12 protein-coding genes, 2 pseudogenes and 3 riboswitches are annotated in these 12160 nt (G+C 72.2%); of the genes and pseudogenes, 7 read left to right on the plus strand and 7 right to left on the minus strand.

The features are described 5' to 3' along the window. The first annotated feature begins 21 nt into the window (after nt 1-21). Complete coding sequence (locus ML5_RS33115; protein ID WP_255348685.1) at nt 22-144, plus strand: hypothetical protein; 123 nt, start codon at nt 22-24, stop codon at nt 142-144. Nucleotides 145-173: 29 nt separating this feature from the next. On the opposite strand, the pseudogene ML5_RS31620 reads toward ML5_RS33115, so the two are convergent. Beyond that, nucleotides 174-413 (minus strand): annotated as a pseudogene (locus tag ML5_RS31620) (MFS transporter); the annotation flags it as partial. Between the two features lie 588 nt (nt 414-1001). Further along, a riboswitch (cobalamin riboswitch) is annotated at nt 1002-1186 on the plus strand. A 41-nt stretch (nt 1187-1227) separates the two neighbouring features. Here ML5_RS31620 and ML5_RS21415 point away from each other — a divergent pair. The 6 genes and pseudogenes from ML5_RS21415 (at nt 1228) to ML5_RS21440 (ending at nt 5686) form a co-directional block, all read left to right on the plus strand. Then, a complete protein-coding gene (locus ML5_RS21415; RefSeq protein WP_013476127.1) occupies nt 1228-2211 on the plus strand; it encodes an ABC transporter substrate-binding protein in 984 nt (327 codons plus the stop codon). Nucleotides 2212-2237: 26 nt separating this feature from the next. After that, the gene (locus ML5_RS21420; protein ID WP_013476128.1) at nt 2238-3275 is read left to right on the plus strand and encodes an iron ABC transporter permease; all 1038 of its coding nucleotides are present in this window, start codon (nt 2238-2240) and stop codon (nt 3273-3275) included. After that, nucleotides 3275-4033, plus strand: a complete 759-nt coding sequence (locus ML5_RS21425; RefSeq protein ID WP_013476129.1) for an ABC transporter ATP-binding protein — start codon at nt 3275-3277, stop codon at nt 4031-4033. The genes ML5_RS21420 and ML5_RS21425 overlap by 1 nt, the downstream gene beginning before the upstream one ends. Before the next feature lie 233 nt (nt 4034-4266). Beyond that, on the plus strand, nt 4267-4674 hold the full coding sequence (locus ML5_RS32920; protein ID WP_063778319.1) for a hypothetical protein: 408 nt from the start codon (nt 4267-4269) through the stop codon (nt 4672-4674). Next, a pseudogene (locus ML5_RS32925) lies at nt 4632-4826 on the plus strand (cobyric acid synthase CobQ); the annotation flags it as partial. The gene ML5_RS32920 and the pseudogene ML5_RS32925, both read left to right, overlap by 43 nt. A 131-nt stretch (nt 4827-4957) precedes the next feature. Further along, nucleotides 4958-5686 (plus strand): cobalt-precorrin-6A reductase, encoded by a 729-nt coding sequence (locus ML5_RS21440; RefSeq protein WP_013476131.1) that lies wholly within the window; start codon nt 4958-4960, stop codon nt 5684-5686. 22 nt (nt 5687-5708) lie between these two features. Here the strand turns inward: ML5_RS21440 and ML5_RS21445 are convergent, their stop codons facing one another. From ML5_RS21445 to ML5_RS21470, 6 genes are all read right to left on the minus strand, one after another. Next, nucleotides 5709-6491, minus strand: a complete 783-nt coding sequence (locus ML5_RS21445) for a CbtA family protein (RefSeq protein WP_013476132.1) — start codon at nt 6489-6491, stop codon at nt 5709-5711. 111 nt (nt 6492-6602) lie between these two features. Next, nucleotides 6603-6812 carry a CbtB-domain containing protein gene (locus tag ML5_RS21450; RefSeq protein ID WP_013476133.1) on the minus strand — a complete coding sequence of 70 codons (210 nt, stop codon included), beginning with the start codon at nt 6810-6812 and terminating at the stop codon, nt 6603-6605. Further along, nucleotides 6811-6951: riboswitch (adenosylcobalamin (AdoCbl) riboswitch) on the minus strand. It overlaps the preceding gene by 2 nt. Further along, a complete protein-coding gene (gene cobA, locus ML5_RS21455) occupies nt 6951-7973 on the minus strand; it encodes a uroporphyrinogen-III C-methyltransferase (RefSeq protein WP_013476134.1) in 1023 nt (340 codons plus the stop codon). (Overlaps the previous riboswitch by 1 nt.) A gap of 13 nt (nt 7974-7986) precedes the next feature. Further along, the gene (locus ML5_RS21460) at nt 7987-9348 is read right to left on the minus strand and encodes a cobyrinate a,c-diamide synthase (protein ID WP_013476135.1); all 1362 of its coding nucleotides are present in this window, start codon (nt 9346-9348) and stop codon (nt 7987-7989) included. After that, nucleotides 9342-9956: a cob(I)yrinic acid a,c-diamide adenosyltransferase gene (gene cobO, locus ML5_RS21465; RefSeq protein WP_013476136.1), complete on the minus strand. Its 615-nt coding sequence runs from the start codon at nt 9954-9956 to the stop codon at nt 9342-9344. Before cobO ends, ML5_RS21460 begins: the two co-directional genes overlap by 7 nt. Then, complete coding sequence (locus tag ML5_RS21470; RefSeq protein WP_013476137.1) at nt 9956-11938, minus strand: magnesium chelatase subunit D family protein; 1983 nt, start codon at nt 11936-11938, stop codon at nt 9956-9958. The genes cobO and ML5_RS21470 overlap by 1 nt, the downstream gene beginning before the upstream one ends. Nucleotides 11939-11984: 46 nt before the next feature. Further along, nucleotides 11985-12129: riboswitch (cobalamin riboswitch) on the minus strand. Nucleotides 12130-12160: the final 31 nt, after the last annotated feature.

Raw genomic sequence — 12160 nt, forward strand, 5'->3', positions numbered from 1 at the left:
TTTACCTGCCGCTCCACCACGTTGCGCGAGCTGGAGGCAGGCCTGACCGACGGGCTGGCCTTCGCTGCCGCGCGTACGTTGCTGGTCGTGGCGGTTGTCGCGGTGCGGCTGCGGCAGCGGCGTCACCTGCGCCTGGCCACCTGACCGGCGGGGACGTGGGCGGAACCCGGGGAGACGATCGCGGTCAGGCCGGCGGTGGACAGCGTCGCCCCGCCCAGGTCGAGACGCCCACCGGTCGGGTCCCGCGATTCCGGGACCAGTATCCGGCCGGCGAGCAGGCAGATCACCACGATCGGGACGTTCACCAGGAAGATCGCACCCCAGGGCAGGTGAGCCAGGACGAGTCCGCCGATCGGCGGCCCGGCGGCGAAGCCCAGCGCACTGGTCGCCGCCCAGATGCCGATCGCCGGGGACCAGCAACAACATCTTCCCGCTCGTCCCCGGCGTGGACGGCGTGGTACGCGACGAGAAGGGCAACGTCCGCTGCGTGGTCCTGCACGATACGCCCCTTGGAACCTTCGCCGAACGCACCCTGATCGACCCTCGCGCAGCGTGGTTCTACCCGACGGCGTGGACCCGGTGCGGATCGCCACCGCCATGAACCCGGGCGATGTCATCCTGGATCGCGCTGACGCGCCGCATCAACTTCACCGCGGGCCAGCGCGTCCTTGTCCTCGGCGCCGTCGGCAACGCAGGTCGGATGGCGATCCAGATCGCGAAGTACCGTGCTCGCTCGTCGAGCTCTTCGACGTCTGCATCGCCGGCCTCATGCCCACGACCGAGGAGCCGGTCGCTGGCGGACGTGGCCTCGCACCTGCGCTCACGTATTGCTGCTCAGCCTCAGCCACGGCGCTCACTGTCGATCACGTGCCCTCGCCCAGCCACCGCGCACGAGAAAGGAGCCGGATGGGTTGCGGGCCGACAGCCACGCCGAGGCCGGTCCGGCGCGTCGGATTTCCCACAGCGGGTGCCCGGACCGGATCCGCGGCGAGCGCGGGCCGTTATGGTGGGGACGCCGTGGTGTTCGGGAAGCCGGTGTGATGCCGGCGCGGCCCTCGCCACTGTGATCGGGAGACCGTCGGCCCTCGTCGTTTCGCGAGGTCACTGGGCAGAGATGCCTGGGAAGGCCGGCCGGCGGTTGCTTGTCCCGTCAGCCAGGAGACCGGCCACGGCACGTTCGTCCCCGTCCACGAGGTGTTGGAAGGCGGTCCCGCTGTGCGGTTCCCCATGCCCTGGCGCGTTGCCGCGCCGTTGTTGCTGTCCACTGTGCTGCTCACCGGCTGCGGCGCCGATGCCAAGCCTGCTGCCGCACCACCGGCGGTGTCCGCTGGACCGGTCGCGGTGACCAACTGCGGCACCCCGGTGACCATCGCGGCGCCACCGATGCGGGTCGTCACCATGAACCAGGCCGCCACGGAGATCATGCTGGCCCTGGGCCTGCAAGATCGGATGATCGGCACGGCCTACCTCGACGACGCGATCCTGCCCGCCTACGCGGACGCCTACGCTAAGATCCCGGTGCTGGCCAAGGAGTACCCGACCAAGGAGAAGCTGCTCGAGGCTGAACCCGATTTCGTGTACGCGTCGTACAACAGCGCGTTCGGTGACGAGGGGGTCGGTGACCGCGCCGACTGGCAGAAACTCGGCGTCGGCACCTACATCTCCCCTGCCGGGTGCCCGGCGCAGACCCGGCAGGCGAAGCTCGCCATCGGCGACGTGTTCACCGAGATCCGCGAGCTCGCGGCGATCTTCGGGGTGAGCGACCGCGGCGAGAAGCTGATCGCCGACCACGAGGGCCGCATCGCCACGGCCGCAGGCACCGCCCGCAACGTGAAGGTCATGTGGTGGGACGGCGGCAGCGACGCCCCGAGCGTCGGCGCCTGCTGCGGCGCCCCCAACATGATCATGTCGGCGGCCGGGGTCACCAACGCCTTCGCCGACCTCACCGGCAGCTGGGGCGACACAAGCTGGGAGACCGTCACCGACCGCAACCCCGAGGTCATCGTGCTCGTCGACGCGAGCTGGGATCCCGCCGCGCAGAAGAAGACCTTCCTCGCCGGGCACCGCACCCTCAAGGACCTGCCCGCGGTCAAACAGCAGTGGTACGTGGTGATCCCGTTCTCGTCAACCACGGCCGGTGTCCGCAACGTCCTCGGCGTCGAAGCCCTCGCCCAGGGCATCGCCGCGCTGCCGTCCGGGGCCCCGAGCTGACCGCCGTCACCACCCGGCCCGCCCCGGTGCGCACCCACCGCCCGGTGCGGGCGGTCGGCCTGGCCGCGCTCGTGCTGGCTCTGGTCGCCGGTCTGGTGCTGTCGGTGGCCGTCGCGGTCACCATCGGCCCGGCCGACCTGACTGTCGGGACGGTGTGGACGGTCGTCGCCGGCCACCTGGGACTCGCGAACTCGGACGTGCCGCTGCTGCGCGACCACATCGTCTGGGACCTACGTTTGCCCCGGGTTCTCGGCGCCGCCACGGTGGGGGCGGGCCTGGCCGCGGCCGGTGCGGTCATGCAGACCGTCACCCGCAATCCCCTGGCGGACCCGTACCTGCTCGGGGTCTCCTCAGGGGCGTCGCTGGGCGCGGTCCTGGTGGTCGTGGCCGGCATCGGTAGTGGCGTAGCCGCGCTGACCGGCGGCGCCTTCCTCGGCGCCCTTGTCGCGTTCCTGCTGGTCGTGGGCCTGGCCGGGAGGTTCGGGGCATTGTCGCCGACGCGCGTGGTGCTGACCGGGGTCGCGGTGGGACAACTGTGCGCGGCACTGACCTCTTTCGTGATCATCTGGGTGGCCGACCCGCACGCCACGCAGAGCATCACGTTCTGGCTGTCCGGGTCGATGGCCCGCGCCGACTGGACGGCCCTGGGCTGGGCGGTACCGGTGCTGGTCGTGGTGCTGGCGGTGGTCGGCTGGCACGCCCGTACCCTCAACGCCTTCGCCTTCGGTGAGGAGGCCGCCGCGAGCCTCGGCGTCGAGGTGAACCGGCTGCGGTGGCTGCTGCTGGTCGGCACCGCCCTGCTGACCGCCGTGCTGGTCGCGGTCAGCGGCGCGATCGGGTTCGTCGGGCTGATCCTCCCGCACGCCGCCCGCCTGATCACCGGACCGGACCACCGGCGGCTGCTACCGGTCGCCGTGCTCGCCGGCGCCATCTTCCTGACCTGGGTCGACACCGCCGCCCGCACCGTCTTCGAACCGCGTGAGCTGCCGGTCGGGGTGCTGACGGCACTGGTCGGGGTGCCGGCGTTCTTCCTGATCCTGCGCCGCCGGGAGGTACGCGGCTGATGCTTCAGATCTCCGACGTGTCGTGGGCGGTGCCCGCCGCCCGCATCCTCGACCACGTCACCGGCACCGTCCCGGCGGGCAGCCTGGTCGGGCTGCTCGGCCCGAACGGCTCCGGCAAGACCACCCTGCTGCGGGCCGTCGCCGCCCTGGTGCGCCCGGATACCGGCAACATCACACTCGCAGGCGACGACGTGACTCGGCTGCGGCGCCTTGCCCTGGCCCGGCGCATCGCGTTGCTGGCCCAGCACGCCGAGACCGACCTCGACCTGACCGTCCGCGACGTGGTCCTGCTCGGCCGCATCCCGCACCGCCGGACCCGCTGGTCCGACACCGGCTGCGACCATGCCGCCGCGGTCGAGGCACTGGGCCGGGTCGACCTGGCCGGGTTCGCCGACCGTAAGTGGCAGACCCTGTCCGGTGGGGAACGCCAGCGCGTCCAGCTCGCCCGCGCGCTGGCCCAGGAGCCGGAACTGCTGCTGCTCGACGAACCCACCAACCACCTCGACATCGGCCACCAGCTTCAGCTGCTGCACCTGGTCCGCCGATCGCAGGTCACCGCCCTCGCCGCGCTGCACGACCTCAACCTGGCCGTCATGTTCTGCGACACCGTCGTCGTGCTGCACCACGGCCGGGTCGTCGCCGCGGGACCACCCGCACGGGTGCTCACCCCGGCGCTGCTCGCCGACGTGTACGGCGTCGACGCAGACGTGCGGGTTCACGACGGGCGGACCGTCATTGAGTTCCGGCCGCCGTCATGACCCGGCACGTGCTGCCGGTGCCCGGTCGGTCACCCACCACGCTGGCCACGACACGATCCACCAGCTCGCCGAGCAGATGGCCGCGCGTCTGGGCGTATTCGTGCACAGGTGTTTCCTCGACGGCGCGAAACCGTTTGCTGCACGCGGCGCTCGACGCGGCCACCGGTTCACTGGTCGGACGTGACCCGGCGGTTCGACGCGCCCCGCGCCGGCAACCCGATTATCCTGGCACGATGACCGAGGCCGGCGCTGGGCCGGCGTTCCTCGCGGCGCAGCAGGCGGCGGGAGTCATTGCGGCCAGACACCGCGGTGACTTCGCCGGCGCCGAGGAACTGCTGGGCGCCATCGGCGACGAGACCGTGCGCACCCGGGTTTCATGCTGCTCGCCGAACTCGCCCTTGGCCCTGGTCCAGTCACAGACAGGGCAGAGCATGGACGAACTCGTCCATGAGGTCACGTTGCTGATGGCCGAAGTGGTGGGCAGCGTCGGACACCAGCCCGGGCTGGACCTCGCCCACGCCGAGCCCGGCGGTCCGGCGGATGGACAGCAGGCGATACTGGGGCGGTGGAAGGACAGGCTCGCCGAACCGGGCGGCTCATGGTGGCGGGCACGACGTCGGACGCGGGCAAGAGCCGGGTGACGACCGCGTTGTGCCGGGCGTTCGCACGGCGCGGTGTTCGGGTCGCTCCGTTCAAGGCACGGAACATGGCGAACAATTCGATGGCGTGTGCGGGTGGGGCGGAGATCGGCCATGCTCAGTGGGTGCAGGCGCTGGCGGCGGGCGCAGAGCCGGCCCGGCAGGCCCGGCTGGATCTGCTCGCCGACCTGGCGGAGAAACACCTGGAGGTCGACGCGCTGCTGAACCTAGCCGAGCGGGGCGCTCCCGCGGCGCCGGTGATCGGACCCTACGCGTGAGGATTCTCGTGCTCGGTGGGACGGGCGAGGCCCGCGCGCTGGCGGCCTCGCTCGTCGACGACGGTGCCGTGGTCGTGACCTCACTGGCGGGGCGGGTCGCGCGTCCCCGGCTGCCGGTGGGGCAGGTCCGCGTCGGTGGCTTCGGCGGGATCGCAGGACTGGCCGCGTACCTGGCGGAGACCCGGGTGCGTGCCGTGGTCGACGCGACGCACCCGTTCGCGGAGAAGATCAGCGCCAACGCGGCGGCGGCGTGCCCGGCCGCCGGGGTTCCCCTGCTCCGTTTGGAACGGCCCGGCTGGGCCGCTCGCCCCGAGGCGTCGGCCTGGTACTGGGCCGGTGACCACAGTGAAGCTGCCCGGGTGGCGGCCGGTCTGGGCGACCGGCCGTTCCTCACCGTCGGACGGCAGTCGCTGGCGCACTTCGTCGAACCGTTGCGCCGGCACGCGTGCCTGGTTCGCGTGGTGGACGAGCCCGACATCGTTCTGCCGGTGTCGTGGAAGCTGCTGCGCAGCCGCGGTCCCTACACCCTCGCGCACGAGCGGGAGGTGATGGCGGGCACGGACGTTCTAGTTACCAAGGACTCCGGCGGTGACCACACGGTCGCGAAGCTGGAGGTCGCCGCCGAGCGGGCGATGCCGGTCGTGATCGTGCGCCGCGCCGGGCCGCCGGCCGGAGTGCCGCTGGTCCGTGACGTGGACGCCGCCCTGGCGTGGGTGCGGGCGTTGCCCGCACCCTGACGCGAGGTTCAGCCGGGAAGGTTCAGAGCGTGGCCGCCAGCTCCTGGCGGCGCAGCCGCTCGGCGGCACGGTCCGCGTCGCGTCCGACCAGACCGGTCAGCACTGCACCCAGGACCGCCCAAGTCGCGGCCAGGGTCGTGATCGACGAGATGCGGAAGTACCAGAGTGTGTCGGCCGGGAAACCGCCGACCTCGTTGACCGTCGGCAGTAGAGCCCCGGCGACCACGACGACCACGAGATAGGCGCCGGCACCGGCCAGCACCGCCGAGTATGCGCCCAGCTGGGGCAGCAGACGCCGGGCCAGGACCACGGCGCCGATCGCGGCGGCCAGGCTCAGTGCCCAGAACCCGAAGTACAGCGCGGTCCGCTCGTTGATCGTGTCACCGGAGCCGACCGCCGGTGGTGTGGCGGGGTACTTGAGGAACGGCACGAGGGCGGTGGCGACGAAACCGACGGCGGCGACCACCGCGGTGCTGGCCCGTGCGGACAGGGAGCCCAGACGCCCGGCGGCGAAGGCGGCAGCGAGCGCGGTCGCTCCACCGAGGACGATGCCCACCAGGATGGTGCCCAGTGCCAGGCCCCCGGTGGACTGGGTGCCACGCGAGACCTCGGCCTCCTCCTCAGCGTGGCTGTGAGACTGCTCGGCGGTGGCATTGTCGTGCGGGTGCTCGGCGGCACCGGCTTCCTCCAGGGCGATGGCTGCATCGACCTGGGGTTCGGCGACGACGTAGGAGACGAGGAAGGCCGCGAAACCGGCGATGAGCCCGGCCAGCAGCCCGTGAACGAGAAAAGTGCGAGGGGTCATCAAGGGTCCGTTCGAGAGCCGGCCGCGGGCATCACGAAACGCCCGCAGCGCCGGTGACGAGGAAAGACGAAAACTCCGGCCGGGCCGGGCGAACTGCCGCGTGGCGTGGTGTCAGTGGCAGGGGAAGCCCAGCACGTGCCGTGCGTCGTGCGTCAGCTCGTGGATGAAGGTGCCCTCGAAGACGGAGAAAGCTCCCTGCTCGGCGCCCACGAAATACAGGACGACGGCGGTGACCAGCGCGAAGAACAGCGCCCAGGGGGCGAGCGCGCGAACGGGGATGGTGGGAAGAACGGCCGGAATGGCCGTGGTCGCCTGAGGCATGACACTCCTTGGGATGCTGCGTCCCGTCGATGGGTGGTCGACCTGGCTGGAGGGTCTGGCTTCGCCGCGAGCGGCGTCACAGTAGCGCGACTGCGCCGGATTCACACCGGCTTCCTTCAGCAGGGTGGCACGACCATATCAGGTATCGGAGCAACGCGACGCTGTCGCGACTGCCTGCACGGCGGCCGGTCCGAGGGCGACGACGTGGCCGATCACCGTTACGGCGGGCGCGCCGATGCCGGCCTCGGCGGTGTCGGCGACGACGTCGGCGAGGGTACTGCGCAGCACCCGCTGGCCGGCCGAGGCGGCGTCCGCGACGACGGCGCAGGGTGTGTTCCGGTCGAGACCAGCGGCGACGAGCGCGTCGGCGATGGCCGCGAGGTTGCGCATGCCCATCAGCACCACGAGGGTGGTGCCGGTGCGGGCGAGGGCGGCGTAGTCGATCGACGAGTCGGGATGGCCGGGCGGTACGTGGCCGGAGATGACGGTGAAGCCTTGCACGAGTCCGCGGTGGGTGACCGGGATGCCGGCCAGCTCCGGGGCCGCGATGCTGGAGGTCACGCCGGGTATCACGGTGGTGGGGACGCCGGCTTCGGCGCACGCGGTGACTTCCTCGAAGCCGCGGCCGAAGACGTACGAGTCGCCGCCCTTGAACCGCACAACGTGCCGTCCGGCGCGGGCGTGCTCGACGAGCAGCGCGTTGATCTGTTCCTGGCTCGTGCTCCGCCCGTACGGGATCTTGGTGACGTCGATGATCTCGGCGTCCGGGCGCGCCCACTTCAGGGCCTCCCACGGGGCGAGCCGGTCGGTGAGGATCACGTCGGCCTGCTTGACGGCCGCGCGTCCGGCGACGGTGACCAGCCCCGGATCGCCCGGGCCGGCGCCGACCAGCGTGACGTGTCCGGCCGTTCGGACCGCTGCCGCCGACCCGGCCTCCGAGGGTGCGACGGTACGCAGCACGACGTCGAACCGGCTCTCGTCGACCGGGGTGGTGACCCAGGTCAGGCGCCCGCGGAGGGCGAGGTCCTCCAGCGCGGCGCACACGGCCGGCGCGGCGACGGTGACCAGGGCCCGCTTGTGCAGCAGCGCACTGACCGTGACGGCGGCGGGTGCGCTCCCGTCGAGGACGAGCACGCTACGGCCGGTAAGGTTCAGCTGCATGTGACGGTGATTCCTAACGTGCTGAGGAGACAGCCGTCCGGTGTACGGCCTCGGTGAACGACTGGGCCAGATGCGGGTGCCCAGCCCAATGCACGTGCAGATAGGACGCGCTGAGGCTGGGGGAGGCGAATCCGGCATTGCGGCCCTCGATGCGCCAGGCGGGGTGCTCGCCGTGACCGGGTGTGACGGTGGTGCGGTGGAATTCGTGGCCGGTGGCAGCGGTTCCCCGCTCGCCGAGCAGCTGGTCCGAGCCGAGTCCGGCACGGTGGTACGCGAGGGTGAGGCGCGGCGTCATGACTGCTTCGGCGTCGAGCGCCCCGACCATGGGATGGCCGTCGACGGAGCGGCACAGATACAGCAGGCCGGCGCACTCGGCGACGGTGGGGACGCCGTCGAGGACGGCCTGGCGCAGTTCGTGGCGCAGCGTCGTGTTGGCGCTCAGCGTGGACGCGTGTACCTCGGGGAACCCCCCACCGAGGTACAACCCGCGTGTCCCGGCGGGAAGCCGCTGGTCGCGGGCCGGGTCGAACGGAACGACGGTGCAGCCCGCCGCCTGCAGCAGCTCGGTCGTCTCGGCGTACCGGAAGGTGAAGGCACGCCCGGCCGCGACCGCAACCACCGGTGATCCGGCGCCCAGCCGCCGGACGTGCGCGGCGGGATCCCATGGCTGGGCGTCCAGATCGGGTGCGGTGCGTGCCACCTGCAGCACCGCATCGAGGTCCACGTGGCGGGCGATCTGCTCGGCCAGCACGTCCAGGGCGGCGGCGGCCTCCTCACGTTCGGCTGCCGGCACGAGCCCGAGGTGGCGCGACGGGGCGCTGACACCCTGGTCGCGGTGCAGGATCCCGAGCACCGGTACGCCGGTGGATTCCACCGCCCGGGCCGCCTCGGCGGCGTGGCGGGCGGACCCGGCTTTGTTGAGCACGACACCCGCGACGGTGACGCCGGCCTCGAACGTGCCCATTCCGTGCACGACGGCCCCTACGCTGCGCGAGGTGTGCGAGACGTCCACGACCAGCAGGATCGGGGTGGCGGTCAGGGCCGCGAGGTGCGCGGTAGAGGCGAAACCGTCGCCGCCGATGCGGCCGTCGAACAGGCCCATGACCCCTTCGACGATGGCGATGTCCGCGTCGCGTGCGCCGTGCAGCAGCAGCGGGATCACGAGTGAGGGGTCGGTCAGGTGCGGGTCGAGGTTGCGGCCGGGGCGTCCGGTGGCCAGCGCGTGGTAGCCGGGGTCGATGTAGTCGGGCCCCACCTTGTGCCCCGACACGGTGTGCCCGCGCGCGGCCAGCGCGGCCATGAGCCCGGTCGCGACCGTGGTCTTGCCGTGGCCGGAGGCCGGCGCCGCGACGATCAGCCGCGGAAGGCTCACCATTCGATGCCTCGTTGGCCCTTCTGGCCGACGTCCATCGGGTGCTTGACGTGCTGCATCTCGGTCACCAGATCGGCTGCCTCGATCAGCCGGTGGTCGGCCCGGCGCCCGGTGACGATCACGTGCTGACGGCCGGGACGGTGGACCAGTGTCTCCACGACGTCGCCGACGTCGACCCAGCCCCACTGCATCGGATAGGTGAACTCGTCCAGGATGTAGAGCTGGTGCCGTTCCGCCTGGATACGGCGCTTCACCTCCGCCCAGCCCTCGGCGGCGTCCGCGGCGTGGTCCGCCTCGGTGCCGCTCTTACGGCTCCAGGACCATCCGGAGCCCATTTTGTGCCACTCGACTGGCCCGCCTTCGCCGGTCTGCTCGTGCAGCAGCCCGAGCCTCTCCAGGACGGTCTGCTCCCCGATGCGCCACTTGGCCGACTTCACGAACTGGAACACCCCGATGTCCCAGCCCTGGTTCCAAGCGCGCATCGCCATACCGAAGGCGGCGGTCGACTTGCCCTTGCCGTTTCCGGTGTGGACCATCAGCAGCGGCCGGTTGCGCCGCTGGCGGGTGGTGCTGCCGTCGTCCGGGACGGTGAGCGGCTTACCCTGCGGCATCAGGCCACCCCCGCCCGCGGAGCGGTCGCCGTGCGAACGACCCCGGTGAGCCCGTCGGCGGTCACTTCACCGAGCGGCACGTGCTCGGCCCTCAGATGAGTGGCAAGCCGGGCGGCGAGGCCGAGCCGGAATCGTCCGGTCTCGCAGTCCACGACGACGACCTGGACACCGCTGGTGGCGAGCGCGGCGGCGGCGCGGTGGGCACGACCCAGCGGGTCCGGGCCGGAGGTGGCGCGGCCGTCGGTCACCACGACGAGCAGGGGCCGGCGGGACGGGTCGCGCAGCGCCTCCCGGCGCAGCACCTCCCCACTGCGTTCCAGGCCCTCCGCGAGCGGGGTCCGGCCACCGGCCGGTAGGTCGGCCAGGCGGCGGGAGGCGACGTCGACCGAGCCGGTCGGTGGCAGGACGACCTCGGCGGTGTGCCGGCGGAACGTCACCAGTGCGACCTTGTCCCGGCGGCGGTAGGCGTCCAGCAGCAGCGACAGCACAGCGGTCTTGACCTGCTCCATGCGGCGGCGGGCCGCCATCGAACCGGACGCGTCCACGCACAGCAGCACGAGGTTCGACTCGCGCCCGACGGTCTCGGCCCGGCGCAGGTCGCCGGGCACGAGCGCGAGGCCGCGACCGCCGGTCAAGCCACCCCGGGAATGCTGATGCGGCGCCGCCGCGGTGATGGTGCCCGGCAGGTGCAGCCGGCCGTCGCCGGACGTGCGCCGCCGCTGCCCGGCGACACGGCCCTGCGGTGTTCGTGCCCGGGACCGCCGGCCGGCCTGACCGTCGCCGGTTCCTTTCACGACCAGCAAGCGGGCACGTGCGGGCTCGCCCGCGGATGCCATCGATGTGGCGGCCTGCCGTTCGGGCTCCGGTACGGGCGGGCTCTCGCCGGGAGAGCCGGGCACGTCCCCGGCCGATCCGTCGTGCCCGGTGTCGTCGGGCAGACCGCCGCCGGGACCGTCGGGTCCGGGGTCGGGGTCGTTGTGGCCGAGTAGGTCGTCCAGGCGGTCCTGGTCCAGGCCGGGCTCGTCGAAGGGGTTGCGGCGGCGGCGGTGCGGCAGCGCGAGACGGGCGGCGATGCGGATGTCCTCGAGTGTCACTCGCGTACGTCCCCGCCAGGCCGCGTGCGCCGCGGCGGCGCGAGCGGTGACGAGGTCCGCACGCAGGCCGTCCACGTCGAACGCGGCGCACAGCTCGGCGATCCTGGTCAGCGTCTCGTCGTCGAGCACGACACCGGCCAGCGAGCGCCGGGCGGCGGCCAGCCGGGTGCGCAGGGCTTCCTGCTCGCCGGCCCAGCGTGTGGCGAAGCCCTCCGGGTCGGCGTCGAATGCGAGCCGGCGGCGGACCGCCTGCACCCGCAGGACGGGGTCACGCGGGGCGGCGACCTCGACCGTCAGGCCGAACCGGTCGAGCAGCTGCGGGCGCAGTTCGCCCTCCTCCGGGTTCATCGTGCCGATCAACACGAACCGGGAGGCATGCTCGACCGAGACACCGTCGCGTTCGACGCTGACCCGGCCGGTCGCCGCGGCGTCGAGCAGCAGGTCGACCAGGTGGTCCGGCAGCAGGTTGACCTCGTCGACGTACAGCAGGCCACGATGGGCCCGGGCCAGCAGGCCAGGCTCGAACGCGACGACGCCGTCTCGCAGCGCGGCATCGAGCTTCAGCGATCCGGTCACCCGGTCGTCGCCGGCTCCGACGGGTAGTTCGACGAGGCGTACCGGCCGTTCGACGACGGGCGTGGGCACGTCGAACGGCCCGTCGGGGCAGACCGCCGAGGGATCGTCCGGGTCGATGGAGAACCGGTCGCCCGCATAGACCCGTACCGCCGGGAGCACCTCGGCGAGGCCGCGCACGGTAGTGGTCTTGGCAGTGCCCTTCTCCCCGCGGATCAGGACACCGCCGATGAGCGGATCGATCGCGACCAGGGTGAGGGCGAGAGTCATGTCGTCGGCGCCGACGACGGCACAAAAGGGGTACTGCGCTGGCATGTAGGGCTCCCGCTCGATCTGCCATGGCGGTCCACGACGCGGCATGCGCCGTGGATCGGATCGAGGCCGGTCTTCGGACTTCCCAGGTCAATGCCTGGATCACCGCAGCGGGCCCTGTGCCGGATTCTCACCGGCTTCCCAGATTCTCCCCGCGACCACGGTCGTGGGGCACCTCGAACCTGTGCATCACCATAGACGCCCCGGTGGCCGGGGCAAGGGCCG

It is taken from the genome of Micromonospora sp. L5 (genome assembly GCF_000177655.2).
Taxonomy (GTDB): Bacteria; Actinomycetota; Actinomycetes; order Mycobacteriales; family Micromonosporaceae; genus Micromonospora; species Micromonospora aurantiaca.